26 protein-coding genes are annotated in these 25,665 nt (G+C 54.2%); 13 read left to right on the top strand and 13 right to left on the bottom strand.

Features of this window, described 5'->3' with window-relative positions; all coding sequences use genetic code 11:
- Positions 1 to 18: 18 nt before the first annotated feature.
- From rsmA to HMPREF1487_RS07245, 4 genes are read right to left on the bottom strand one after another with little or no spacing between them, the layout of a single operon-like run.
- Positions 19 to 822 (bottom strand): 16S rRNA (adenine(1518)-N(6)/adenine(1519)-N(6))-dimethyltransferase RsmA, encoded by an 804-nt coding sequence (gene rsmA, locus HMPREF1487_RS07260; protein ID WP_010795977.1) that lies wholly within the window; start codon positions 820 to 822, stop codon positions 19 to 21.
- Positions 815 to 1,813, bottom strand: coding sequence for a 4-hydroxythreonine-4-phosphate dehydrogenase PdxA (gene pdxA, locus HMPREF1487_RS07255; RefSeq protein ID WP_037029818.1), 999 nt, complete (start codon positions 1,811 to 1,813; stop codon positions 815 to 817). Before pdxA ends, rsmA begins: the two co-directional genes overlap by 8 nt.
- Positions 1,810 to 3,105 (bottom strand): peptidylprolyl isomerase, encoded by a 1,296-nt coding sequence (locus tag HMPREF1487_RS07250; protein ID WP_026004190.1) that lies wholly within the window; start codon positions 3,103 to 3,105, stop codon positions 1,810 to 1,812. Before HMPREF1487_RS07250 ends, pdxA begins: the two co-directional genes overlap by 4 nt.
- Positions 3,086 to 5,905 carry an LPS-assembly protein LptD gene (locus tag HMPREF1487_RS07245; protein ID WP_010795974.1) on the bottom strand — a complete coding sequence of 940 codons (2,820 nt, stop codon included), beginning with the start codon at positions 5,903 to 5,905 and terminating at the stop codon, positions 3,086 to 3,088. The genes HMPREF1487_RS07250 and HMPREF1487_RS07245 overlap by 20 nt, the downstream gene beginning before the upstream one ends.
- Positions 5,906 to 6,030: 125 nt before the next feature.
- On the opposite strand from HMPREF1487_RS07245, the gene HMPREF1487_RS07240 reads away from it, so the two are divergent.
- The 3 genes from HMPREF1487_RS07240 to HMPREF1487_RS07230 are packed head-to-tail and all read left to right on the top strand — an operon-like array spanning position 6,031 to position 8,464.
- Entirely contained in the window at positions 6,031 to 7,047 is a 1,017-nt protein-coding gene (locus HMPREF1487_RS07240; protein ID WP_010795973.1) for an aminoglycoside phosphotransferase family protein, read from the top strand.
- Entirely contained in the window at positions 7,044 to 7,715 is a 672-nt protein-coding gene (murU, locus tag HMPREF1487_RS07235) for an N-acetylmuramate alpha-1-phosphate uridylyltransferase MurU (RefSeq protein WP_010795972.1), read from the top strand. The genes HMPREF1487_RS07240 and murU overlap by 4 nt, the downstream gene beginning before the upstream one ends.
- Complete coding sequence (locus tag HMPREF1487_RS07230) at positions 7,715 to 8,464, top strand: DnaJ domain-containing protein (protein WP_010795971.1); 750 nt, start codon at positions 7,715 to 7,717, stop codon at positions 8,462 to 8,464. Before murU ends, HMPREF1487_RS07230 begins: the two co-directional genes overlap by 1 nt.
- Here the strand turns inward: HMPREF1487_RS07230 and HMPREF1487_RS07225 are convergent.
- Entirely contained in the window at positions 8,461 to 9,492 is a 1,032-nt protein-coding gene (locus HMPREF1487_RS07225) for an alpha/beta hydrolase family protein (protein WP_010795970.1), read from the bottom strand. The genes HMPREF1487_RS07230 and HMPREF1487_RS07225 overlap by 4 nt on opposite strands.
- A 261-nt stretch (positions 9,493 to 9,753) precedes the next feature.
- Between HMPREF1487_RS07225 and rpe the strand changes: the two genes are divergently transcribed.
- From rpe to trpC, 6 genes are all read left to right on the top strand, one after another.
- Positions 9,754 to 10,431 (top strand): ribulose-phosphate 3-epimerase, encoded by a 678-nt coding sequence (rpe, locus tag HMPREF1487_RS07220; RefSeq protein WP_010795969.1) that lies wholly within the window; start codon positions 9,754 to 9,756, stop codon positions 10,429 to 10,431.
- Positions 10,428 to 11,117: a phosphoglycolate phosphatase gene (locus HMPREF1487_RS07215; RefSeq protein WP_010795968.1), complete on the top strand. Its 690-nt coding sequence runs from the start codon at positions 10,428 to 10,430 to the stop codon at positions 11,115 to 11,117. The genes rpe and HMPREF1487_RS07215 overlap by 4 nt, the downstream gene beginning before the upstream one ends.
- A 232-nt stretch (positions 11,118 to 11,349) precedes the next feature.
- Complete coding sequence (gene trpE / locus HMPREF1487_RS07210; protein WP_010795967.1) at positions 11,350 to 12,840, top strand: anthranilate synthase component I; 1,491 nt, start codon at positions 11,350 to 11,352, stop codon at positions 12,838 to 12,840.
- 12 nt (positions 12,841 to 12,852) lie between these two features.
- A complete protein-coding gene (locus HMPREF1487_RS27260; RefSeq protein ID WP_010795966.1) occupies positions 12,853 to 13,446 on the top strand; it encodes an anthranilate synthase component II in 594 nt (197 codons plus the stop codon).
- A 2-nt stretch (positions 13,447 to 13,448) separates the two neighbouring features.
- Complete coding sequence (gene trpD / locus HMPREF1487_RS07200; RefSeq protein WP_010795965.1) at positions 13,449 to 14,498, top strand: anthranilate phosphoribosyltransferase; 1,050 nt, start codon at positions 13,449 to 13,451, stop codon at positions 14,496 to 14,498.
- A complete protein-coding gene (gene trpC / locus HMPREF1487_RS07195) occupies positions 14,495 to 15,331 on the top strand; it encodes an indole-3-glycerol phosphate synthase TrpC (protein ID WP_010795964.1) in 837 nt (278 codons plus the stop codon). Before trpD ends, trpC begins: the two co-directional genes overlap by 4 nt.
- 50 nt (positions 15,332 to 15,381) lie before the next feature.
- Here the strand turns inward: trpC and crp are convergent, their stop codons facing one another.
- Positions 15,382 to 16,026: a cAMP-activated global transcriptional regulator CRP gene (gene crp / locus HMPREF1487_RS07190; RefSeq protein ID WP_010795963.1), complete on the bottom strand. Its 645-nt coding sequence runs from the start codon at positions 16,024 to 16,026 to the stop codon at positions 15,382 to 15,384.
- Between the two features lie 208 nt (positions 16,027 to 16,234).
- On the opposite strand from crp, the gene HMPREF1487_RS07185 reads away from it, so the two are divergent.
- Both HMPREF1487_RS07185 and speD read left to right on the top strand, forming a co-directional pair.
- A complete protein-coding gene (locus HMPREF1487_RS07185) occupies positions 16,235 to 16,657 on the top strand; it encodes an OsmC family protein (RefSeq protein ID WP_026004192.1) in 423 nt (140 codons plus the stop codon).
- Positions 16,658 to 16,875: 218 nt separating this feature from the next.
- Positions 16,876 to 17,670 (top strand): adenosylmethionine decarboxylase, encoded by a 795-nt coding sequence (speD, locus tag HMPREF1487_RS07180; RefSeq protein ID WP_010795961.1) that lies wholly within the window; start codon positions 16,876 to 16,878, stop codon positions 17,668 to 17,670.
- Between the two features lie 47 nt (positions 17,671 to 17,717).
- On the opposite strand, the gene coq7 is transcribed toward speD, so the two are convergent.
- The 5 genes from coq7 to hemJ all read right to left on the bottom strand — a co-directional run bounded on the left by coq7 (position 17,718) and on the right by hemJ (position 21,093).
- Entirely contained in the window at positions 17,718 to 18,365 is a 648-nt protein-coding gene (gene coq7, locus HMPREF1487_RS07175; RefSeq protein ID WP_010795960.1) for a 2-polyprenyl-3-methyl-6-methoxy-1,4-benzoquinone monooxygenase, read from the bottom strand.
- A 41-nt stretch (positions 18,366 to 18,406) separates the two neighbouring features.
- Positions 18,407 to 18,748 carry a histidine triad nucleotide-binding protein gene (locus HMPREF1487_RS07170; RefSeq protein ID WP_010795959.1) on the bottom strand — a complete coding sequence of 114 codons (342 nt, stop codon included), beginning with the start codon at positions 18,746 to 18,748 and terminating at the stop codon, positions 18,407 to 18,409.
- 65 nt (positions 18,749 to 18,813) lie between these two features.
- Positions 18,814 to 19,602: an SDR family NAD(P)-dependent oxidoreductase gene (locus tag HMPREF1487_RS07165; protein WP_010795958.1), complete on the bottom strand. Its 789-nt coding sequence runs from the start codon at positions 19,600 to 19,602 to the stop codon at positions 18,814 to 18,816.
- A 57-nt stretch (positions 19,603 to 19,659) separates the two neighbouring features.
- Positions 19,660 to 20,598 (bottom strand): DUF805 domain-containing protein, encoded by a 939-nt coding sequence (locus tag HMPREF1487_RS07160; protein WP_010795957.1) that lies wholly within the window; start codon positions 20,596 to 20,598, stop codon positions 19,660 to 19,662.
- 69 nt (positions 20,599 to 20,667) lie between these two features.
- The gene (hemJ, locus tag HMPREF1487_RS07155) at positions 20,668 to 21,093 is read right to left on the bottom strand and encodes a protoporphyrinogen oxidase HemJ (RefSeq protein WP_010795956.1); all 426 of its coding nucleotides are present in this window, start codon (positions 21,091 to 21,093) and stop codon (positions 20,668 to 20,670) included.
- Between the two features lie 178 nt (positions 21,094 to 21,271).
- Between hemJ and erpA the strand changes: the two genes are divergently transcribed.
- A complete protein-coding gene (gene erpA / locus HMPREF1487_RS07150; RefSeq protein WP_010795955.1) occupies positions 21,272 to 21,622 on the top strand; it encodes an iron-sulfur cluster insertion protein ErpA in 351 nt (116 codons plus the stop codon).
- 43 nt (positions 21,623 to 21,665) lie between these two features.
- On the opposite strand, the gene HMPREF1487_RS07145 is transcribed toward erpA, so the two are convergent.
- Positions 21,666 to 22,760, bottom strand: a complete 1,095-nt coding sequence (locus tag HMPREF1487_RS07145) for an anhydro-N-acetylmuramic acid kinase (RefSeq protein WP_010795954.1) — start codon at positions 22,758 to 22,760, stop codon at positions 21,666 to 21,668.
- Positions 22,761 to 22,765: 5 nt separating this feature from the next.
- Positions 22,766 to 24,196, bottom strand: a complete 1,431-nt coding sequence (locus HMPREF1487_RS07140) for a peptidoglycan DD-metalloendopeptidase family protein (RefSeq protein WP_010795953.1) — start codon at positions 24,194 to 24,196, stop codon at positions 22,766 to 22,768.
- A 171-nt stretch (positions 24,197 to 24,367) separates the two neighbouring features.
- Between HMPREF1487_RS07140 and tyrS the strand changes: the two genes are divergently transcribed.
- Entirely contained in the window at positions 24,368 to 25,567 is a 1,200-nt protein-coding gene (tyrS, locus tag HMPREF1487_RS07135) for a tyrosine--tRNA ligase (protein WP_010795952.1), read from the top strand.
- The last annotated feature ends 98 nt before the right edge of the window (positions 25,568 to 25,665 follow it).

The following is a 25,665-nucleotide window of genomic DNA, read 5'->3' as shown; positions in this document are numbered from 1 at the left end:
CAGGTTATTCAGATGACCTTAGTTGCTCTGTGGCTGATCTGCCAAGGCATTGGCCAAGCGGACAAAGGCTGCGATATCGAGTTGCTCGGGGCGTAGACCCGGCTCAACGCCGGCAGCCTCGATGGCATCACTGTTCATGAGACCCTTGAGTGTATTGCGCAAGGTCTTGCGGCGCTGATTGAACGCTTCACGTACGACTCGCTCAAGCATCTTTGGATTTTTAGCGGTATACGGACGTTCGGTATGTGGAACAAGGCGCACAATGGCCGAATCCACCTTGGGTGGAGGATTGAATGCACCAGGGCCTACATTGAAAAGGTGCTCAACGCGGCAATGGTATTGAACCATGATTGACAGACGTCCCCAATCGCCGCCGCCTGGCTCTGCTGCCAGCCGCTCGACGACTTCCTTCTGCAGCATGAAGTGCATGTCGGAGATAACGTCTGCATGGTCCAAAAGATGGAAGATCAATGGAGTGGAAATGTTGTAGGGCAGGTTGCCCACGACACGCAGCTTCTCGCCACTAACCAGTTCGGCAAAGTTGAACTTGAGGGCATCACCCTGATGGAGGGTGAACTGAGGGTTCAGGCCAAACTTTAGCTTGAGCAGGGGGATAAGATCCTGGTCAAGCTCTATGACATCCAGCGTTGCGCCACTGGACAGCAGTCCTTCCGTGAGCGCTCCTTGGCCAGGGCCGATTTCCAGCAGATGTTCACCTGCCTTTCCATTGATGGCGCGCAGGATGCGGTGGATGACGCCGGCATCATGAAGAAAATTCTGTCCAAAACGCTTGCGCGCCTTGTGTTGATAAAGCTCAGTCATTGATATGTGTTTCGGCCATTTGATAGGCCGTCTCCAAGGCAACGCTCAGGCTGCCGGTATCGACTTGGCCCGTTCCGGCCAGATCTAGGGCGGTACCATGGTCGACCGATGTACGAATGATCGGCAGGCCTAAGGTAATATTGACCGCGGCACCAAAGCCTTTGTGCTTGAGCACAGGCAGGCCCTGGTCGTGATACATGGCGAGCACGGCGTCGCAGTGATCGAGGTATTTGGGTGTGAATAGTGTATCAGCTGGCAAAGGGCCTATCAGTTCAAGGCCTTCTTCACGCAACTGCTCAAGTGCAGGCTCGATGATCTCGATCTCTTCCCGGCCCAGGTGTCCGCCTTCGCCGGCGTGGGGATTGAGGCCACAGACCAGAATTCGCGGCTTCGGAATACCGAATTTCTCTTGCAGGTCAGCCTGAAGTATCCGCGCTACACGCTGGACACGCTCGCCAGTGATGGCGTCCGCCACTTCACGTAAGGGCAAGTGCGTAGTGACAAGAGCCACGCGCAGGCCCCTTGTTGCCAACATCATGACAACCTGCGGAGTATGGGTCAGGTCGGCAAGGAATTCGGTATGTCCGGAGAACGCAACGCCTGCTTCATTGATCACGCCCTTGTGAACCGGTGCGGTAATCATGCCGGCAAAGTGGCCATTGAGGCAGCCCTGCACGGCCCGAGTCAGGGTTTCCAGAACATAGTGACCATTGGCAGGACTCAATTGGCCAGCCACCACGGGTGCGCCTAGTGGTGTGTCCCATACATAAAGCGCCCCGGCGTTAGTGGGCTCTACAGGCCAGTCAGATGGCGTAACGCTGATAAGGGAAATTGAGAGGCCGAGCTGCTGGGCTCGCTCGGCCAGTAGAGACTGGCTGGCAATAGCAATAAGAGGGTAGGGCTGAGGATGCTGAGCAAGCAGCAGGCAAAGGTCCGGACCGATGCCTGCTGGCTCCCCGGGCGTCAAAGCAAAGCGCTTTGGCCCTGTCACTTTTTGATTTCCACGTAAGCCTCGTCGCGGATCTGGCGCAGCCACAGCTGCAGCTCCTGATCGTACTTGCGGTTACGCAGAAGGTTGAGGGCTTGCTGTTGACGAACCTGCTCGCTGTTGTCCGTAGCACGACGACCCAGGACTTCCAGAATGTGCCAGCCATATTGCGTACGGAAAGGCTGAGACAGCTGGCCAGCAGAGGTGCTGTTCATGACCTCACGGAACTCAGGTACCAGAGACTCCGGGTTGATCCAGTTCAGGTCGCCACCGTTAAGTGCCGAACCGGGATCTTCCGAAAAGCTCTTGGCCAGTTCGGCAAAGTCTTCACCACCCTCGATGCGCTCACGCAGGCGTTCCGCTAGACGACGTGTCTCCTCGTCGCTGCGAATTTCGTTTGGCTTTAGCAGGATATGGCGAACATGAACTTCGTCAACCACCGAGCTTTCGCCGCCACGCTTCTCCTCAACCTTGAGGATGATAATACCGCCCGGTACACGAGCAGGCTCAGTGACGTCACCTGGCTTCATCGAGCTGATCATCTGATCGAAGGGAGGTGGAAGCTGGGCGGCTTTCCGCCAGCCTATCTCACCGCCATCCAAGGCGTTATCGCCAGCCGAGTTGGCAATGGCAAGTTCGCCAAAGTCAGCACCCTGACGAGCCTTGTTATAGATCTGCATGGCCTTTTGGCCAGCAGCCTGGATTTCACTGGAAGAAGCGCTATCTGCCACAGGAATCAGAATATTGGCCAGGCGGTATTCTTCTGATAGCTGAATGCGGCCCAGATCGGAGTTCAGGAAGTTCTGCACTTCCTGCTGACTGATTTGGATGCGCTGGGCTACCTGACGCTGCCGTACGCGACTGATAGTTAACTCACGACGTACCTGGTCGCGAACATCGTCATAGGTCAGGCCATCCTGAGCCAGCGCCTGACGAAACTGAGCCACGCTCAGTCCGTTGCGCTGAGCGATTGTGGCAACCGCCTGGTTTAGCTCGTCTTCCGAGATACGAATGCCGCTACGCTCAGCGATCTGCAGCTGTATGTCTTCCAGAATCAGCCGTTCCAGTACCTGATTTTCTACAGCACTGTCGGGCGGTACTTCGCCGCCCCGCTTGGCAATGTTCTGCTTCACCTCGGTCAGGCGCTGCCTGAGCTGACTCTCCATCACCACATCGTTGTCTACAATGGCAACCACTCGGTCCAGCGGTACCACGGCAGCATGGGCCATTGAGCTGATAGTCAGCGCCACACCTAGAGCAAGTGGGCGCATGGCGTTACATAGCTTGGTCTTCACGTTCACGATAGCCTTGAATGCCTTTATCCAGGAAGCCTTCGGTCTTGCCACCGAAGACGTTGCCGAGCCCTTTCAGGACGATCTGCAGGAAGACGCCGCGGTCAGACTTGGATGTTTGGGAGTTGTAGAAAACATCATCATCCGTATCGACCCAGTAGCGGTTGATCAGACGCAGCTTCCAGCAGCAGCTGTCATATTCGAAGCCGCCAAAGGCCTCGAGTGTACGGCTCTTGTTGTAGTCGAACTGCCAGCGGGCAATGGCGGACCACTGCGGAACGATTGGCCAGATGACAGAGAAATCATGCTGGTCGATCTTGTAATCGTTGCTGTTGTAGGCGAAACGGCCCAGGTTGGGATCATAGACGCGTGTATTGCTTCTGTAGCGATAGCCTGCGTTGACGATCTTCCGGGGATCGTTTTCCGGCTGGTAATGGAACATTACGCTGCCAGAGTCCGTGTGGTTAATGGTCGGATCCCAGTTGAACTCTCCATTGACGCGCCAGTCGCGGTTGAAGCGGTACATACCGGCCAACGCATAAGGCGAGCGCCAGGAGTCAGCTTGAGGATTGTCGACATCCTGACCAAGGCTGCGGGCGTAGGCAATATCATCTTCCGTCAAACCTGGCAGCTGTACGCGGCGGTCGCGGAAGTAGAATAGCTGACCAAAGCTGACATTGGCTCGCTCAAAGCCACTCGGCTCGATGAAGCGGGAGGTTGCACCCAAGGCCAGCTGATTGGCATCGCCAATCCGGTCTCTACCTGTAAAGCGATTATCACGCCACAGGGAGTCATAGCTGAAGGTGTATTCGCTGGTATCGAATACCGGGATGTCATCCTGGTCCTTGTATGGGACATACAAGTACTTGGCACGAGGCTCTAGAGTCTGCTTGCCGCCTTCGCCGAACAGGTTGGAATTACGATCGAAATACAGGCCGCTGTCGATGCTTACGATAGGCACAGAACGGCTTGGGTTATCGTTAAAGCTTTGCAGGCTGGAGCCTACAGATTGACGGCGCCCGCTTGGGTCATTGAATGAAGAGCTAAGGTCACTCTTGCCTTGACTATCCAGATCCAAGTCGTAACGAGTATAGGCGTACCGAACTGAGGGTGTCAGATAGCCCCAGCTAGCATTCATTGGCATTGAAATGCCAGGCTCAGCGTGGATACGATCACCCTCAGCGCGTGAGAGACCGAAAAGATTTACGTCAGGACGATTGCGGATGTTGGTGCGGTTACCGTCATCATCCAGATCGAAATAAGTATCGTCATCCAGACTGCGCTGGAACCGAACAAATTCGGTGCCATAGGTAAACTGCAGGCCGCCTGGGCTGTAAGGCAGGTGTCCATCCAATGTCAGCTGTGGCAGGCGGTTATACGGTGTCACGTCGGATACCGTAGCCATCTGGTAAGCCTGAGCGTTCAAGCGCGCCGTATAGGTATCACCCCGGTACGTCAGCTGGCCCTGCTGGTTGACGTAGGTGGGTTTGCTAATGCCTAGATCGGTATCCAGATCCTGGAAGTAATACGGATCGCTGATCTTGGTGTAGTCGACTTCTGCCAGCCAGCGGGAGTCCAGGCCTGTGCGGTTTTTCCAACCGTACAGCCAGCGCCTGTCCGTTGCTTCCGGCATGCCTTCATGATCGTTTTCCTGATCGTTCAGGTACGCCGCACTGATCTGACCTTCGCTGCTGCGTGTCAGATAACGGAACTCACCTTCCATCATCAGGCCGCGCTTGGTCATGTAGCGTGGGTACAGAGTTGCGTCGTAATTGGGCGCCAGGTTGAAGTAGTAGGGCGTTACGACGGTCAGACCATTATCGCTCGACGAGGCAATGGTCGGCGGCAGGAAGCCTGACTGACGACGATTGTCGATCGGGAAATAAATGAACGGTGTATAGAGGACTGGAAAGTCCTTGACGCGCAAGGTCGCGTTGGTGGCATAGCCCAAGCCGGTCGCCGGGTTCAACGTAACGTTATTGCCCTTGACGGTCCATGAGTTGCTGCCCGGCTCGCATGTCGTATAGGTACCGTCTTTTAGACGGATAATGGCGTCTTCGCCGCGCTTGACGTACAGCGCGCTGCCCCGAATACGGCTCTGGTGCACAACGTATTCGGCGTTATCCACCTGAACGGCGCCGTTGTCGAGTTGCACTTGAGCATTGTCGCCCACCACGAGCATGCCATTGTCACGGAACTTGACGTTACCGTTCAGCTCGCCCCGGTTTTCAGTTCGATGCAGGTTGGCCTCATTCGCCTCGACCTGCATGTGACCTTGCCGCAGGATTACATCACCTGCGAGGGTGGCGGTCTGAGTCTCTTCCTGATAGCGAGACACCTTGGCAGTGACGTACGTCGGCGATTCGCTCATCGGCGTTTTGTCATTCATGCCGGGGCGCTGTGGCTCGACATAGGCGCCCGAGCAGTAGGGGCCTGTTTCCGCCAGCTGCGCAGGGGTCAGCTTTTCACGCGGCACCCAATCCAGATGGCTATAGTCCGCGCTTCGGGAAGCAAGGCCTCGGCCTTCGCTCTCGGTGACCAGCGTCTTCTCCGGCTCTCGGGCGGCTGCGGTCTGCGGGCCATCGCCTGCACTGACAGCCGACTCCGTATGAGCTGGGCGGGGAGGCACATTACTCGTGGCCTCGGTAGTATTACACGCCCAGCCGCCTGTGGCGGAAGGAGCGCAGTTGAACTGCTGGGCTGCCGGAGCAGCAAGAACGGAGGTCAGCGGCTGAAAAGCCAGCAGACTGCCAGTAACCAGCAAGGGAAACTTTCTGCGAAACGCGGGGGATTTCACGGCCATCCTTAAAGTTATCCTGCGCGCCATCGGCCCGGAAACGGACCGCAGGCCTCTCGATGGGCTCAAAAAGATATCGGATAATAAAGCATGACCTGCGCAACGGCTAGGGCCGAGGGAAACCGTTATAAATGTCTGAAGATGTTCGCTTTACCCAACTCTGTCAGTGGCTGGACGCGTGTCTGCCTGAATTGTTCAATAAAAAAGGCTGGGGAGCGCCTGGAGAAGGCGAGCTGACCCCCGCCAGTAGCGATGCAAGTTTTCGTCGTTATTTTCGCTGGGAATGTGACGGCCGTACCCTGATCGTTATGGATGCACCACCTCCACAGGAAGACTGCCGGCCGTTTGTGCATGTGGCCGCGCTACTGGCCGAGGCCGGTGTGCATGTGCCGGAAATCCTGGCTCAGGATATAGAACAGGGCTTTTTACTGCTGGATGATCTGGGGCGGCAAACATACCTTGACGTCCTGACATCCGATAATGCCGACGCGCTTTTTAATGACGCTTTGAATGCGTTATTGACCTATCAGGTTCTTCCGACGGAAGGTCATCTGCCAGAGTACAACCGCGCCCTGTTGGCGCGTGAGCTACAACTATTTCCTGACTGGTATGTCCGCTACGTTCTTGATCATCGCTTCGATGCGGCGCAACAGGACGCGTGGGAGTCGGTCTGTGAGCTGCTGATTGACAGCGCACTGGCGCAGCCGCGCGTCTTGGTGCATCGCGATTACATGCCGCGCAACTTGATGGTCAGTATGCCAAATCCAGGTGTCCTGGATTTTCAGGATGCGGTATACGGCCCCATTACCTATGACGTGACCTGCCTTTTCAAGGATGCCTTCCTGAGTTGGCCGGAGGAGCGTGTCAGAGGGTGGATCGAAACTTACTGGACCCGTGCCCGGCAGCAAGGCTTGCCGGTTGGCGATGATTTTGAAGATTTTTACCGAGCCAGCGACCTGATGGGCGTACAACGACACCTCAAGGTCATCGGGATCTTTGCGCGCATTTGCCATCGAGACGGCAAGCCCAAGTATTTGGCTGACGTGCCGCGTTTCTTCGCCTATATCGAGGCGGTTATCGCGCGGCGCCCTGAACTCGCGCCTTTGAAGGCCTTGCTCGCCGAGCTTCGGGAGGCCTCTACCGTATGAAAGCCATGATTCTTGCAGCAGGGCGTGGGGAGCGGCTTCGCCCGCTTACCTTGCATACCCCGAAGCCTTTGGTTAAAGCATGCGGAGTGCCGTTGATCGAATATCAGATTCGGGCTTTGAAAACGGCTGGCTTCAACGATTTCGTCATCAACCATGCGTGGCTGGGGCGGCAGATAGAAGACTACCTGCAAGATGGCTCGCGGTTAGGCGTCAGTATCGTGTACTCGCCTGAAGGTGAGCCGCTGGAAACCGGCGGGGGCATCTTCAAGGCGCTTCCGCTGTTAGGTAAAGAGCCTTTCCTGGTGGCTAATGGCGATATCTGGACGGATTACGACTATCGGCCGTTACAGCTGACCGCCGGTGATTTAGCGCATCTGATTTTGGTCGATAACCCTCTTCACCACCCAGAAGGGGATTTCTTTTTGAGTAATGGACGCGTGGTTGAAGCTGGCGAGGCTTGCGACAGGTTTACCTACAGCGGTATTGCAATACTGGATCCCGATCTATTTCGCACCTGCGAGGCAGGCGCCTTCAAGTTGGCGCCTGTACTGCGCGCAGCCATTGCAGAAGGGCGCGTCAGCGGAGCGCTGCATACCGGTCGTTGGGTCGATGTAGGGACCCATGAGCGGCTGGCAGAAGTCGAGCAACTGATCGAGGCGAGCGCCTAGTGTTCTGGCCATGGCCTTTAACGCTGTCCGGGGCGCTTACCGGCTGGGCAGCAGCTGATCTTTCTGGAGCATTGCTGGGTGCAATGTTAGGGCATGCGGCCGAGCGTAAGCTGGGACTCACCTCCTGGTCTGCGCTGCGCCTGCGGCTGGGGCAGGTTGGTTTTGAGTATCAGCTCTTGTTTGAACTGCTCGGCCATCTGGCCAAGGCAGGGGGGCAAGTGTCGACGGCACATATTCGCCAGGCTGAAGGTGAAATTAAGCGATTGGGTTTGGACGTTGAGGGCCGCCGCCGTGCAATCGCTGCGTTCAATCAGGGTAAAACGGCAGTTCGCTCGGCTCGTACCCGGCTGGCTGCAGCGGAAAGTCAGGCTGAAATTATCATTCGTGCCTGTTGGCGAATGGTATGGGTGAACGGCAGCGTCCGGCCTGGTGAGCGGGACCTGATCCGGCAATGGGGATTGTGGGCCGGGCTCTCACAAACGCGAGTAGATGAACTGCAGCCCATGCGGTCAGCGAAGAAGTCGCGGGCAAACAATGGCTATAAAGAGGCTTTGGCGCTGCTAGGGGTAAGCGAGAGCAGCGATAGCAAAAGTATCAAGCAAGCCTATCGGCGATTGCTCAGCAGGCATCATCCCGACAAGGTTCAAGGTGCCGGCGCCAATAAATATGTGGTTCAGGAGGCAGCGGAAAAAACCGCTGCCTTGCACGCAGCCTATCGGCTTATCAAAGAACGGCATGGCTTTCGTTAGGGCGCAGGCTGCTCTCCACCGCCTGCCGCTATGTGTGTGCTAAGCCAGCCTCGCACACGACGATACAACTGTTCCTGCTCATTGGAGGGGTCGCCGGGAATCGTCTTTAGGGCAACCTGGGTGTAATCGCTGGCCTGTTCCCGCTTGGCAGCCTGGCGGCGCTGCTGGGCCGAGGCTTGAGCGATCGAAGACTGGTTATGATAGAAGTCGCCTGTTGCTACCTTGAGCTTGGGCACGATTGCATCCAGATTTGAGCCCGAATTAACCGGTGCCTTGCCATCAATGATAATCAAGTGATGAAGCTCGCTGGGTTCTCGTTCAGCGAGGTAGCGAGCTGCCCAATAGGCTCCGGTACCGTGACCGAGCAGAATCACCTGCTTGGAGCCTCGCTGTAGCGCAAAGTCGATTCCGGCCGCCAGTCTAGCCATGACGCCCTCCGCATAGGCATCCTGCAATGCTTTGGCATCCGAGGGCGCTTTGCCTGCTTGTGCGGGTTCGCCACTGCCTATTTCAGCCTGGGTTTCAGGTGTTGGTGCGGTGCCGGTCACACCTTCTACGGGTGTAGGGGACGCACCCTCTGCAGTGGATGCATCGGCATCGGCAGGAGCGGAAGTCGCCCCATTGGCGTTACGCGGCAGTGGAGCCTGGTTTTGCGGGTCGGGCAGAGTCAGACTAAGTGTCTGCCAACCTTCGTCGGGCAATTTTTGCCTGAGTGGGCTGATGGTGTTGGGCCAGTCAGCGGACTCGCCATCGCCCGGTATCAGGACGATCGTTCCCTGAGGCTGGGCAGTATTGGCAGGTTTCCATAACGCCAGGAATTGCTCGTTGCCCGCCGTCAGGGTCTGCTGCTCGCTTTTGGGGAGCGTGCGCTCCAGCGCCTGCGCAGTATCCTGACTGCGTCCAATCGGAGCTGCTCGTTCGGCAGCAGGGGCTGGCGGGGTAGTAGCTTCTTCGGCAGAGGCATTGTTGGCCATGCCAAGAGCAATCAGCAGCAGGGTCTTGTTGAACACACCGGGTCGGCTAAACATGAAGTGCACTTCGTCCTGTCCAGAATGGGCGGAAGACTAATCACCTTTGGTCATGCTGTCATGGGCGATGTCTACCGCGGCACGCAAATAAGAGGCATCTACTTGCACTGACCGCCACAAGCGGCAAGTGTGCCCTGCAAGATGTGCTGTGCAAGACAGCAGCGGGGAGAAATGCCGGTCGTCAGCTCTCTAATGCATGAATGCCCAGCCGCTGCATTGGGTACAATGCCGCTTTCCGCTGACTTGCCTTGAGGCTTTTCCATGCAACCTTATGCTATCGCTCCGTCGATCCTCTCCGCTGACTTTGCCCGTCTGGGTGAAGATGTAGACAAGGTGCTCGCAGCGGGCGCCGATATCGTCCATTTCGATGTTATGGACAACCACTATGTGCCCAATCTCACGATTGGCCCCATGGTCTGTTCGGCGCTACGCAAGTATGGCGTGACGGCGCCTATCGATGTGCATCTGATGGTCAAGCCAGTGGATCGTATTATCGGTGATTTCATCGAGGCGGGCGCCTCGTTCATCACCTTTCACCCGGAGGCTTCAGAGCATATCGACCGCTCACTGCAGCTCATTAAGGCAGGTGGTTGTAAAGCAGGGCTGGTCTTTAACCCGGCGACGTCTCTGGACTGCCTGAAATATGTCATGGACAAGATCGACATGGTGTTGCTGATGAGTGTGAACCCGGGCTTTGGTGGCCAGAAGTTCATTCCGAAAACACTCGACAAACTGCGCGAGGCACGTGAGCTGATCAATGCCTCCGGCCTGCCGATTCGCCTGGAAATCGATGGCGGCGTCAACGTTTCCAACATCGGTGAAATCGCACGTGCCGGTGCCGATACGTTTGTTGCGGGCTCCGCCATCTTTAATGCGCCGGATTATGCAGAGGTCATCAAGACCATGCGTAATGAGCTGGCCAAGGCACGTGCAGTATGAGTCAAGGCGTGCTGGAAACCTTGTTTGATGGAAAGCAGCCACGGCTGATCATGTTTGATCTGGACGGCACGCTTCTCGATTCAGCCCCAGATCTGGCCGCAGCGGTTGATGCCATGCTTGAAACGCTAGGTCGACCCCCTGCAGGGCTGGATAAGGTCAGGCTGTGGATTGGCAATGGAGCCCGTGTGCTGGTTCGTCGTGCCTTGGCGGATCAGATGGAGCACAGCCACATCACGGAGGCTGAGGCAGATGAGGCACTGAGCCTTTTCATGTCTCTTTATGGGGGCAGCCACGAGCTCACGGTCGTGTACCCCGGCGTTCAGGAAGCGCTGGCGACGCTCAAGGCCAAAGGGATTGCGATGGCCGTCATTACCAACAAGCCGGAGCGCTTTGTTGGCCCACTTCTGGATGACATGCAGTTGGGCGATTTTTTCTCATGGATCGTAGGAGGGGATACGTTACCTCAACAAAAGCCTGATCCTGCCGGGCTCCTCTATGTCATGGGCAAGGCGGGTGCCAAGCCTGACGACGCCTTGTTCATTGGCGATTCACGTAACGATATCCGTGCTGCACGGGCCGCCGGAGTGCGCTGCGTCGCGATGACCTATGGCTACAATCATGGTCAGCCCATAGCTGATGAGTCACCTGACTGGCTACTGGACGACCTTAGGCAGTTACTGGCTTAGCGATAAAATGCCACACTCGCTATGGCAAAGAGGTTGATTCAGCGAGTTGCCTGAGCTAGTGTGGCCGTATTCCTATCTACCCGGCGAAGAGATCGAATCGTGGTGGTCACCTGCAAACTGTGGATGAAGGTCATCAAGGCCCTGGCGCGTTGGCGCTGGCGCGCCTGACTCATTCCTGGCCGGCATGCCCGGCGCGTTTTGCACCTGACCTTTACCCTCCACGAGGCTGATCATGACCCGCGAAGAATTCCTGCGTTTGGCCGCTGCCGGCTATAACCGTATTCCCCTGACATTCGAAACCCTGGCTGATTTCGACACGCCGCTGTCGCTTTATCTCAAGTTGGCCGATACCACCAATACGTACCTGCTTGAGTCTGTCCAAGGTGGTGAAAAATGGGGTCGCTACTCCATTATCGGGCTGCCCAGTCGCACCGTACTGCGAGTCTATGGTCACCAGGCCACGATTCATGAGGGCGATGAGGTCGTCGAAACCGTTGAGGTCGAGGACCCGCTAGCGTTTGTCGAAGCATTCCAGCAGCGCTATCGCGTGCCCACGCTGCCTAACCTTCCACGCTTCAATGGTGGCTTGGTCGGCTATTTCGGCTACGACTGTGTCCGCTACGTTGAAAAGCGCCTGGGTGCCTGCCCCAATCCTGACCCGCTGAGCAATCCCGATATCCTGCTGATGGTATCTGATGCTGTCGTGGTGTTCGATAATCTGTCTACCAAGATGCATGCCATCGTGCTGGTCGACCCGGCCGATGAAAATGCCTACGACCAAGGCAAAGCGCGCCTGGATGAATTACTGGAGCGCCTGCGTCAGCCTATTACGCCGCGCCGTGGGCTCGATTTCAGTGCACCTCAGGCGCAGGAGCCCAAGTTTCGAGCCAGCTTTACTCAGGCGGATTACGAGCAGGCGGTTATCAAGATCAAGGACTATATCCTGGCTGGGGACTGCATGCAGGTCGTGCCTTCCCAGCGGATGTCCATCGATTTCAAGGCCGCCCCCATCGACCTCTATCGCGCGCTACGCTGCTTCAACCCAACGCCCTACATGTACTTCTTCAACTTCGGTGATTTCCATGTCGTAGGCAGTTCGCCGGAAGTCCTTGTTCGAGTAGAGGAAGGGCTGGTAACGGTTAGACCTATCGCCGGAACGCGTCCACGAGGAGCGTCTGAGGAGCAGGATCTTGAACTCGAAAAAGATCTGCTCAGTGATGAAAAGGAAATTGCCGAGCATCTGATGCTGATCGATCTAGGTCGTAATGATGTTGGCCGCGTATCGTCGACCGGCTCGGTCAAGCTGACCGAAAAAATGGTGATCGAGCGTTATTCCAATGTCATGCACATCGTGTCCAACGTGACCGGCCAGCTCAAGGACGGTCTCAATGCCATGGATGCCCTGCGTGCCATCCTGCCGGCAGGTACGCTGTCCGGCGCGCCGAAGATCCGCGCCATGGAAATCATCGACGAGCTGGAGCCTGTCAAGCGAGGTGTCTACGGCGGTGCCGTAGGATATCTGGCCTGGAATGGCAATATGGATACTGCCATCGCGATTCGTACTGCCGTCATCAAAAACGGTGAGCTTCATGTTCAGGCCGGTGGGGGCATCGTTGCAGACTCTCAACCTGCTGCGGAATGGGAAGAAACGATCAATAAACGTCGTGCGATGTTCCGCGCGGTTGCACTGGCTGAACAAACTTCTACGACTTCGCGTACCTGAAGGAGCGCTACCATGTTACTGATGCTGGATAACTACGACTCCTTCACCTATAACCTCGTGCAATACCTGGGCGAGTTAGGGGCAGACGTAAAAGTCGTACGCAACGATGAAACGACCGTAAACGAAATCGATGCGCTGGCGCCGGAGCGCATTGTCGTTTCCCCAGGCCCCTGCACACCGAATGAGGCAGGCGTCTCGCTCGAACTGCTGAAACATTTCGCAGGCAAAGTGCCTACTTTGGGTGTGTGCCTTGGTCATCAGAGCCTGGGGCAGGCATTTGGAGGTGAGGTGGTCAGAGCGCGTGAGCCGATGCATGGCAAAACGAGCCTGGTTTATCACAAGGGTGAGGGTGTATTTGCCGGATTGCCCAACCCCTTTACGGTCACGCGCTACCATTCGCTTGTGGTGAAACGAGAAACGCTGCCGGACTGTCTGGAAATTACTGCCTGGACTCAACACGAAGATGGAACCATGGATGAAATCATGGGGCTCCGTCACCGCGAGTACATGCTGGAAGGTGTCCAGTTTCACCCCGAGTCGATTCTTACCGAATACGGTCATGACCTGCTGGCCAATTTCCTCAAGCAGACCGGAGGCGCACGCTAGTCATGGATATCAAGGAAGCGCTCGGCAAAATCGTCAGTCAACTCGACCTGACCACAAGCGAAATGCAGGACGTCATGCACCAGATCATGACCGGGCAATGTGATGATGCCCAGATCGGCGCTTTTCTCATGGGCATGCGTATCAAGAGCGAAACCATCGATGAAATCTGTGGTGCCGTAAGCGTGATGCGCGAGCTGGCTACCAAGGTTGAATTGCCCAGCCTTGAGCACGTTGTGGACATTGTGGGAACAGGAGGGGATGGGGCCAATATCTTCAACGTATCATCGGCTTCTGTCTTTGTTGTCGCGGCTGCTGGGGGAAAAGTAGCCAAGCACGGCAACCGTGCTGTTTCAGGTAAAAGCGGCAGTGCCGACCTGCTTGAAGCGGCGGGGATTTATCTCAACCTGACGCCCGAACAAATAGCCCGTTGCGTTAACGAGATAGGGGTAGGCTTTATGTTTGCCCAATCGCACCACAGTGCGATGCGCCATGCTGCAGGCCCTCGAAAGTCTCTGGGGCTGCGTACGTTATTCAACATGCTAGGTCCGTTGACCAGTCCAGCCGGTGTCTTGCATCAAGTGGTAGGGGTATTCACGCCTGCACTGTGCCGTCCCCTTGCCGAAGTGCTGCAGCGGCTAGGCAGCAAGCATGTGCTGGTTGTTCACTCCAGGGATGGGCTTGACGAGTTCAGCCTGGCGGCGCCTACACGTGTTGCTGAACTCAAGGATGGACAAATTCAAGAGTATGAAGTCCTTCCGGAGGATGTTGGTATCAAGAGTCAGAGCTTGATCGGGCTTACAGTCGACAGCCCGGAGGCTTCATTAAGTCTGATCCGGGATGCCCTGGGGCGTCGGAAAACCGAGGCTGGGCAAAAGGCCGCTGACATGATTGTGCTTAATGCGGGAGCCGCATTGTATGCAGCTGATCTAGCTTCAAGTTTGCAAGAAGGTGTCAATCTGGCGCATGACGCGTTGTACAGCGGCCTTGCCCGGGAAAAAATGGATGAGTTGGCCAGCTTTACAGCGGTATACAAAGTGGAGAATCAAGCGTGAGCGTACCTACCGTTCTGCAAAAAATCCTGGCCCGCAAAGCTGAAGAAGTAGCACAGCGTAAGTCAGCGCTTCCACTGGCCGATCTGGAGGCCTTGGCGCAGGCCTCTGAATCACCAAGGGGATTTGCCCAGGCCCTGATGGATCGCGTGGCGCGAAGAGAACCAGCGGTCATTGCTGAGGTCAAGAAGGCCTCGCCCAGTAAGGGTGTCCTGCGGGAGGAGTTCGTGCCGGCAGATATTGCGCGAAGCTATGAAGCAGGCGGCGCGACCTGTCTTTCGGTCCTGACGGATATCGATTTCTTTCAGGGCAGCGATGCCTATTTGAAGGAAGCCCGGGCAGCCTGCTCATTACCTATCATTCGTAAAGACTTTATGATCGATCCATACCAGGTCATTGAAGCCCGTGCGATTGGTGCTGACTGCATTCTTCTCATCGTGTCCGCCCTGGACGATACCTCGATGGCAGAGCTAGCCGCTACGGCAAAGTCGGTTGGCCTCGATATGCTTGTTGAAGTTCACGATGCAAATGAGTTGGAGCGAGCGCTGAAAACACTCGACACGCCGCTGATCGGTATCAATAACCGCAATCTGCATACATTTGAGGTGAGCCTGGAAACAACACTGGACCTATTGCCATCTATCCCGCGAGAGTGTCTGGTGGTAACTGAGAGTGGCATTCTGAACAGGGCTGACGTTGAGCTGATGCAAGTCAGCGATGTGCATGCCTTTTTAGTAGGTGAAGCATTCATGCGTGCAGAGGATCCCGGACACGAGCTGCACCGGCTGTTCTTTCCTGAAAGACGCGCGGGGATCTCCTCCCCCGACGTAGAGTGATTAATAAAAAAGCCGGCGCGAGCCGGCTTTTTTGTCAGAGCATGGTGTGTTTAGCGAGTACCAAACACAACCATTGTCTTGCCTTTCACATGGACAAGGCCCTGCTCTTCCAGAGACTTGAGTACGCGACCGACCATTTCACGTGAGCATCCAACGATGCGACCAATTTCTTGGCGTGTGATTTTGATCTGCATACCGTCCGGATGCGTCATGGCGTCGGGCTGTTTGCACAAGTCAAGCAGCGTACGAGCGACACGACCAGTCACGTCCAGGAAGGCAAGATCACCTACCTTACGCGTAGTCTGGCGCAGACGCTCGGCCATCTGGCGGCCCAGCGAGAAGAGCATGTCGGGATCTTGCTGGCTCAGTTCTCTGAACTGGCTGTAGCTGATCTCGGCAACCTCGCACTCCGTGCGTGCACGAACCCAGGCGCTGCGTTCGGGTTCGCTTCCTTCCTTGGCAAATAGCCCCATCTCGCCGAAAAAGTCGCCCGCATTCAAATAGGCGATGATCATTTCGCGACCTTCGTCGTCCTCAATCAGAATCGTTACCGACCCTTTGAGGATGAAGAACAGGCTTTCACTGTTATCACCCGCATAAATGATCGTCGTCTTGGCGGTATAGCGGCGACGCGAGCAATGCGCGAGCAGTTTATCGAGATGTTGAAGTTTTGCAGGAGGAATAATAGCGGCCATGCTGGTTCCTGAAGTTGAGACAAGCCTTGTCTACAGGGATTTGAACATATCGGCAAGTTTGCCACTAAATTAAAGTGAATTTTTACTCTGCAGATCACGACTTGTGAAGTGTGCGACGTGACTAACAGTTTAATGGCAGTTTGATAGCATTCCATCACATTTATGGGGCTGTGGTACTCTATTTTTTTACTTGCTGTGGAGTCTCATGGTGAAAGCACGAATTCAATGGGCCGGTGAGGCCATGTTTCTGGGCGAGTCGGGCAGTGGCCATGTGGTTGTCATGGACGGCCCTCCTGATCATGGCGGTCGTAACCTGGGCGTCCGCCCAATGGAGGCTCTGCTAATCGGCTTGGGTGGCTGCACCAGCTTTGATGTGATGAGTATCTTAAAGAAATCTCGCCAGGCTGTAGAGAGCTGTGAGGCCTTTCTTGAGGCTGAGCGGGCTGAATCCGAACCCAAGGTATTTACCAAGATACACATCCGCTTTGTGGTCAAGGGCCGTGACTTGAAGGAAGCGCAGGTCAAGCGCGCCATTGAGCTGTCTGCAGAAAAGTATTGTTCAGCTTCTATCATGCTGGAGCGTGCGGGCGTCGAGATTTCGCACGGATACGAGATCATAGAGCTTAATTAAGCCCTGACTGTCATCAATTCATCGTCTTTCGGGCGCAACCTCTGGCGGATAGCCCTCAGGCTCTGCATAATGCGCCCCTTTTCAGGGCAAGGCCCGACAAGCACAGCCACAATCGCCAATGCGAAGAGGTATGAAACGGCCCTACGCACCTGCGCCTTATGCAGATGACGGGCATTCACGACCACGGTCAGAGACCGTACCTATGGGAGTTCCCTACGGTGAAAAGTAAACTCAGGCTCCATGGTTTCAACAACCTGACGAAGACCTTGAGCTTCAATATCTATGACATCTGCTATGCAGAGACGTCAGAAGATCAGCAAGCCTATGTACAGTACATTGATGAAGAGTATGACGCCGAGCGTCTGACTCAGATCCTGACAGACGTCGTGGATATCATCGGTGCCAATATTCTGAATATCGCTCGCCAGGATTACGACCCTCAGGGCGCCAGCGTGACCATTCTCATTTCGGAGCAGCCTGTTGAGCCTACCGAAAGCCAGATCGAGGAATCACCCGGTCCGCTACGCGAAACAATTCTAGGGCATCTGGATAAAAGCCATATTACGGTTCATACCTACCCGGAAATTCATCCCGTTGACGGCATCGCCACATTCCGTGTCGATATCGATGTGTCTACCTGTGGCGTCATCTCACCGCTAAAGGCATTGAATTATCTGATTCATCAGTTTGATTCGGATATTGTGACTGTCGATTATCGCGTTCGTGGTTTTACCCGCGATGTGGAAGGACGCAAGCACTTTATCGATCATGAGATCAATTCCATCCAGAACTACCTGTCTGAAGACACGCGTTCGGCCTATCAGATGACGGATGTAAACGTTTATCAGGACAATCTGTTCCACACCAAGATGCTATTGAAAGAGTTCGAGCTAGAAAATTACCTGTTTGGTGATGCTACTCAGAATCTTTCGCGTGAGCAGCGTGAGCAGGTAACGCAACGCCTCAAGCATGAGATGCGTGAGATATTTTCTGGTCGTAACCTGCCTCGTTAAGCAGCAGGTGAAATTAAAAGGGCGCTTTGAGCGCCCTTTTTGTTGTCTTAAATGCGGTATGTGCTTTTGGTCATTACCTTTGAAAGAAGCGTCATGCCAAGTTTGATAGGCGTAGCGAAGCGTAGCCCGCCTGCATCCAGGGCATGATCCGCATGTTGCTCCTCGTCAATGCGCATCTGCTCAAGAATCGCTCGGGAGCGCTTGTCTTCCGAAGGAAGCTGCATCAGGTGCTCATCAAGATGCTTACAGACTTGCTCTTCTGTCGCGGCGACAAAGCCAAGGCTGAGGCGATCGCTGATCAGGCCAGCAGTCGCGCCGATGCTAAATGATAGGCCATAGAACAATGGATTAAGTACGCTGGTATGGCTTCCCAACTCCTTAATTCGCTGTTCGCACCAGGCGAGGTGATCAATCTCCTCGTCAGCGGCTTCTTCCATGGCGCTTCGAATTTCAGGCAGCTTGGCCGTCAAGGCCTGTCCCTGATAGAGCGCTTGTGCGCACACTTCTCCGGTGTGGTTGATGCGCATCAGTCCAGCCACGTGCCGGGTGCTGGACTCATCCAGCTCGGCTTCCGAATGACTCAGCGCAGGGGAGGCCCTATTAGGGTGTCCATTGAAAGGCAGTAGTGTTTTTAATGCGGCATCAACCTGCATGAACAGGTGATCTGCAGGGGAATAGTGACGATCGTTAGCCATTCCAGTCTCCAGGTTCAAATCAGGGGAGGGTAAAGGAACGCTTAACCCGGCGGCCATGTCATTTGCCGTTGGCCAAGTACATGCATATGGATGTGGTAAACCGTTTGTCCACCCATTGGATTACAGTTCATGACCACCCGGAAGCCTTCATCGCAACCTTGTTCCTGGGCCAGGCGTTGTGCCGTAAACAGGATATGACCTGCTAGCGTCTTGTCATCGGTTTCGCTCAGGTCATGAAGCGTGGCGATATGCTTCTTGGGAATGACAAGAAAATGAACGGGCGCCTGGGGCGATATGTCATGGAAGGCAATGACATGATCGTCCTCATAAAGCTTGCGGGCTGGAATCTCTCCCGCCACGATTTTACAGAACAGGCAGTCCATGGATGTCTCCTGTGTATTTGAAGATCAAAGTGTAGCGAGGGTTATCTTTTGCGCACAGACGCAAGTCAAGGTGATGTCAGCATGCGGCCTATTCTGTCGGTAACTTTTCTTACAAGTGAGCGTGGCAAAAAACGAGGTACCATTGCCGTCAGGCGGTTTCGCCATCCGCAATGAATGATGGCCTTGCGCTTGGCGAGGCCATGCATGGCGATCAATGCAACCTCCTCGGCGCCCATCATGGTTTTGCCTTTCTCCATTGAGGCAGTCTGCATGCCGGCTTTGCGGAAAAAGCTTGTACGCGTTGGGCCAGGGCATAACACCGAGACGGAAATGCCTCGGCTTTTTAGTTCTTCACGCAGCCCTTCGGAAAAATGCAGGACATACGCCTTGCTGGCGGCATAGCTGCTCATAAGCGGAATGGGCTGGAAGGCGGCCGTCGAAGCCACGTTGAGAATCTGTCCGCCGCCCTGTTGAGCCATGTGCGCACCTAGGGCATGGCAGAGGCGAGTCAGGGCCAGCACATTCAACTCAATAAGGTGCTGCTCGCGTGACCAGTCGGAGGAAAGAAAGGGGCCGCCAGTCCCCATGCCTGCACAGTTCACAAGCAGGTCGATAACCTTCTCGCTCTGCTCAAGCTCGTGCAGAAGCCCTGTCACATGCAGCGGCTCCGACAGATCGCAAACACGATAAAGTACTTCCACGCCAAATCGCTGGGCCAGCTCACTGGCAATGCTTTCAAGTGCCTCCCGCTTTCGGGCAAGTAAGATCAAGGGATGACCGCGGCGCGCCAGTGCTTCAGCAAGCGCAAGGCCTATTCCACTAGAGGCGCCAGTAATTAATGCATAGCGAGGCATGATGCTCCCTCAGAAGTACGGCATGGAGTTGGACCGCTCCGGCGTGGCAGGGTGCCCTTAGCTAGGGCGCACAAGGGAGGCCAGAATCACAGCGATCACAATAAATAGCCAGACACCCGCTAAAAGCTTGACCGCTATGCTGTTAGGTGGAGGCGGTGCACCATAGCGATTGGCTGTACGTGATCCTGGTAAGACCATCAGCACGAAAGTAAACAGGCCTCCTATGAGCGGAACGATGCTCAAAAGCCAGAGCCAGCCTGACCAGCCTAGATCATGCAAGCGTTGAACACCTATGCTCAGGTTAATAAATAGCATTGCAAGACCAAGCAGCGCACTAAGCCCAAGCCCTGTAAGGATTGAGGGATGCGACGTCATGAGACTTGCGATCCCTACCGTTGTCAGTAGTGCAAAAAAGGCGGCAAAAAAAGCGGCAGATGCTACAAGCGACCAAGCTAAAAAGCGCAGGCGTCCTATTCGACCTTTGAGGCTGAAGACCTTCAAGGTACCGTATTCATGTTCGCCATGGGTATAAAGGTCTGCTTGAGGCGGAGCATAAGGAGACGCGGCCATGACTGGCGCAGTTGACGGTGCGGGCGGCTCTGACGCTAGCTCAGCCTGACGTGCCAGGTACTTTTCAACAATAATGCCGCACTGCTCGCATTCGTCGCGCTTGGTCTGTTCATGTCCACATTTTGGACAAGTCATTAACCGTGTGCTTTCTTTTGCTGGTATTTCTTTGTCCTCAACCAGCGTAAGCATGGAGGCCAAGTCCTGTTCTTTCCTGGCTTGAGCGCCAGCTTGTCTCAAGGCTGCCAGATAACGATCAGCTTCAGGTTCCGAAAGGTCCCTTTTTAATGTAACCGGACCGCGAAATAGCTGGGCTATTTTCTGCGTATCACTTTTGAAAAGTTTCGCAAGATTCTCCAGTACATCATCTCGACTGACACCGGGGAGCAATTGCCCATCAAAAGTAATCTTGTAACGCGTATCGGACATGGCGAGCTTCCTTGTCGCACAATAGAAGAGGCACGCAGCATATTGTCAAAATATGCTGCGTTCGGAAATTTAGTAGGGTTTGATGACAACCAAGATCACGATCGCAATCAGGATCAGGACAGGAGCTTCATTAAACCAGCGGTAGAATACATGACTGTGTTTGTTTTCACCTCGCGCAAAGCGTTTCAGCATGGCACCGCACATGTGGTGATAGCCGACCAGCAAAAAGACAAGTGCAAGCTTGGTATGCATCCAGCCCTGACTCAGCCAGCCTGGATTCAGGACCAGTAATACAATGCCGAAAACAAGCGTAGCCAGCATTGAAGGCAGCATGATTCCTCGATACAGCTTTCGCTCCATCAGAATGAAGCGCTCACGGCTAACGGTGTCTTCACTTTGCGCGTGGTAGACAAACAGTCGGGGCAAATAGAATAGACCGGCAAACCAGCAGACTAAAGCTATGATGTGTAACGCTTTGATCCATAGATAGAGCATCAGGTATCTCCGGCAATATAAAACCAGAGATAGTAGATGCCCGTGTTGCAGGCGTCACCTTATAAGCGATTTAAGTTTTAATTATCGGTCGGTCGCAGAATAGTTGACCATTTTTCTGGGTTAAGCGGATAATGTTGCATATTGCAGTTGGTATCGGCGAAAGCCGGGAGATTCAAGCATGACCATCGAAACCTTCATTCCGACTCCCTTATTGTTCTCCTCCGGTGCAGCCAATAAGGTAAAGAACTTAATCGACGAGGAGGGCAACCCTCGTCTTAAGCTGCGCGTGTTTGTGACGGGGGGAGGGTGTTCTGGCTTCCAGTACGGCTTTACATTTGATGAAGATGCGGCTGAAGACGACACCATTGTAGAGCGTGACGGCGTAAGTCTGGTTGTCGATCCCATGAGCTTCCAGTATCTGGCTGGCGCTGAAGTCGATTATCAGGAGGGGCTGGAGGGTTCGCGTTTCGTCATTAAGAACCCTAATGCGGCAACTACATGTGGCTGCGGTCAGTCTTTCTCAATCTAAGAAGGCTTTACTGAGGCGCCGCGTTTAAGCGCGGCGCTTTCGCTTAGGCAGGATACAGCGCGCCTAAGATTCTAGGCCCCTTAGCCGCTGTTACGTCCGGGCAGTTACCCGGTATGCGCTCAACAAAACAATGTGCCAGCCAGGCAAATGCCATTGCTTCTACCCAGTCTGGCGAAACGCCAAGTGCGTCTGTGGTTGTAACGAGCGTTTCTGGTAAATAAGCAGAGAGTCGCTTAAGCAGAAACTCATTGTGAGCACCGCCGCCGCAGATAAATAGCTCGGCACATGTAGGTTGAGCCAGTCGCAGCGAATCACAGACAGAAATGGCGGTAAGCTCGGCCAGGGTTGCTTGAACATCGGCTACCGGTATCGCAGGAAGCATTGAGAGCTTTTGTTTTAACCAGCTTAAATTGAATAGCTCGCGCCCAGTACTTTTAGGCCCCTGTTTGGCAAAAAAAGAATCAGACAAAAAGGCATTAAGAAGCATGGATGAAATGGAGCCACTGGCAGCCCAGGCACCAAACTGGTCATAAGGCTCGCCTTTGTGCTCGTTTATCCATGCATCCATCAATACATTACCTGGGCCGCAGTCGAAGCCCTCTATAGGGTGGCTAGGTGATAGCAATGTAATATTGGTAAAACCACCGATGTTAAGAATGGCTCGCTCTTTCGCCGGATCTCCAAAGATGGCCGCGTGAAAAGCGGGGACGAGGGGAGCACCTTGTCCACCGGCAGCCACATCCCGTCGACGAAAATCTGCAACAACATCAATCCTTGTCAGCTCTGCAAGAAGTGCCGGGTTGCCGATCTGAATCGTGTAGCCATCAGATGGACTATGCCTGACTGTCTGCCCGTGACTACCAATCGCTCTGATATGCGAGGTCGATAGCTGCGCTTCGCTGAGGAGTTGCTCAATACCTTGAGCAGCCAAATGGACCCAATCCTGCTCAGCCAGTGCGGCACGTTCCAGTTCGTTGTCGCCAGCACTGCACAGTTCAAGAAGCTTATGTTTTAGGCTCGATGGCATCGGCACATAATGAGAGCCGATAAGCGTGCATCTAGTAGCCGTTTGATCAATAAGGGCAATGTCCAGTCCGTCCAAGCTGGTACCAGACATTAGCCCTATATAAAGCGTCATACCTGTCAACGCTTGTTCATGGCAAGAAGGGTGGACTTTTCCTGGTCCATGCGGGCCATTAAAGGCTGGCTTTGGCTCAAGAAACGTTTCACCTCATTTTTTGCGATAGGATCAGCCATAGGTAGCTTTACGCCGAGCGGATCGACATGCGTACCATTGATGCGGAATTCATAGTGCAAATGAGGTCCCGTTGCGAGTCCTGTCATGCCTACATATCCAATAACCTGTCCTTGCTTAACCTGTACGCCTGGTCGAATGCCTTGACCGAATTTGCTCATATGTCCATAAACAGTGCTGTAGCGCTGTCCGTGCTGGATTACTACAGCGTTTCCGTAACCACCCTTGCGCCCAGCTTCTACCACTTTGCCATCCCCTGTCGCATGGATAGGCGTACCGGTTGGTGCTGCGTAGTCCACACCCTTGTGCGCACGAATCTTGCTCAGGACAGGATGGTAACGACCCAGGGAAAAACGGGAGCTGATACGGGTAAACTCTACTGGAGTACGAATAAATGCCCTACGCATGCTGCTACCGTCAGCCGTGTAGTAATTCGTAGTGCCTTGCTTGCTGGTATAGCGGACTGCGGTAAAGGTTTTACCGCGGTTGGTGAAGCGCGCCGCTAAAATGTTGCCGTTGCCGACACGCTTTCCATCGACCACCTTCTTTTCGTAGATGACCTCGAATTCGTCGCCTTCTCGTATATCCAATGCGAAGTCAATATCATAGGCGAACACGTTGGCCAGTGACATGATCATGTCGTGGGATAGGCCGGCGCGTCGGCCAGCTGTAAATAGAGAGCTATCAATAACGCCGCGTGCATAAGCCTTTTCAACATCAGGCTGTGCTATTTCACGCTTAAAGTCATAACCACTTTCAGCTTTGGAGATCGTGATGGTTTCCAAGGCGTTTGGCTTGCTTCGGAAGCCGAGCAGGTCACCGGTCTGAGATACCTTGAATTCGAGCTTTTGGCCTATGTGAATTCGGCTAAGGGCTTTGGCTTCTTTGTCGCTATTTAAAACGTCTTGCAGCACGTTTGCTGACAAACCGGCTGCCGAGAATAATGTGGAAAGCGTGTCGCCATTTTTAACAGTTTCGACTTTCCACTGAGGGTCAACTGAGGCAAGGCTTTCGGTAGAAGAGGGTTCAGCTGGGTTGGGTTCTTGAGCCGTTTCGGTTGACTCAGGAATACTGGCGAACGGACTTTCAGTTGTGGACGCTTCAGGCTCTGAGAGAGTGCTTAGCTGTCGAAGGTCATCCTTTTCTTGAATAATGCGCTCAGCACTATTCTGAATATCCATATTAACGAGCGTTTTCTTTGCCTCGACATCGCGAGAAGGAAACACCAGCAGAGCCAAACTCAGAAGCGCAGCGACCCCACTAGCAGCCAGGATATGGCTTTTAGGATACAACGGGCTTTTTGGAGTTGGTTGTGTCATGACGTAGCGGTGCTTTTGAGCATGAATAACTGCCTAAAATATAATCAAATAAAGTTCCGAACAACCCTTAATAATTTTCAATATGTGCCTGATAGGTAGAGGTTTCTGGAAATCTTGTTTTTATCAGGTGATCTTGTATGGTTGCGCCATTAATTTAAGCGGGATTAGCTAATGAAATCGGTAGAAGAACAGTTAGCGCTGATCAAGCGTGGAGCTGACGAGCTTTTGGTTGAATCTGAGCTCATTACAAAGCTTGAGAAAGGGACTCCGTTGCGTATCAAAGCAGGCTTTGATCCTACAGCTCCAGACCTTCATCTAGGCCATACCGTTCTGATCAATAAGCTACGTCAATTCCAGGAGCTGGGTCATCAGGTCATTTTCCTGATTGGTGACTTCACAGGCATGATTGGCGATCCCAGTGGTAAAAGCACGACTCGTCCGCCATTGACGCGTGACCAGGTTCTTGAAAACGCCGAAACCTATAAAGCTCAGGTATTCAAGATATTGGATCCGGCGAAGACTGAAGTGGCGTTTAATTCTGCTTGGATGGACAAGCTTACACCGGCTGACTTTATCCGCCTGGCGTCTCAGTACACGGTCGCACGTATGCTTGAGCGTGACGATTTCAGTAAGCGGTACGCGACTAATCAACCCATTGCTATTCATGAGTTCTTGTACCCCCTGGTTCAGGGATATGACTCGGTTGCATTGAAAGCAGATGTCGAGCTTGGTGGAACTGATCAGAAATTCAATTTGTTAATGGGCCGCGAGTTGCAGCGTGCCTATGGCCAAGAGGCGCAGTCCATTCTCACCATGCCTTTGCTTGAGGGGCTGGATGGCGTCAAAAAGATGTCCAAGTCGCTTGGCAACTATATAGGTATCCAGGAAGCGCCTGGCGTTATGTACAATAAGATCGTTTCAATGCCTGACTCGCTGATGTGGCGATATTTTGAGCTTTTAAGCTTTAGGGCGATGAGTGAGATTGAAGCGTTTCGCCATGATGTAGAGGCGGGTGCCAATCCGCGCGATATCAAGATCAAGTTGGCCGAGGAGATCGTTGCCCGGTTCCATGGTGAGGAGGCAGCTGCTACCGCTCACCGTTCTGCTGGCAATCGCATGAAGGACGGCGAGCTGCCAGAGGAAATTCCAGAGGTAACGTTAACGACTGCGGAGGATATGTCCGTAGCCGCAGTGCTCAATCGCGCAGGTCTGGTAAAGAACTCAGCTGCTGCACGTGATTTGCTGAACGCAGGTAGCGTAAAGGTTGATGGTGAAGTAGTAGATCGAAGCTTTGTCTTCAAGTTGGGTGCTACTCATGTTTGTCAGGCAGGCAAGAAGGCATTTGCCCGTATTGTTATTAAAGCTGAGTAGTTCAAAATAAAGCTTGACCTGTGAGCGGAGGGGCCTATAATGCGCCCCACTTCCGTTGCAACGGAACGGCAAAAAGCCTTGTATATCAATGGCTTAGC

This window comes from Pseudomonas sp. HPB0071, from assembly GCF_000478505.2.
GTDB lineage: Bacteria > Pseudomonadota > Gammaproteobacteria > Pseudomonadales > Pseudomonadaceae > Chryseomonas > Chryseomonas luteola.
Note: the sequence above shows the minus strand (reverse complement) of the source record. Positions and strands in the feature narration are given on the sequence as shown.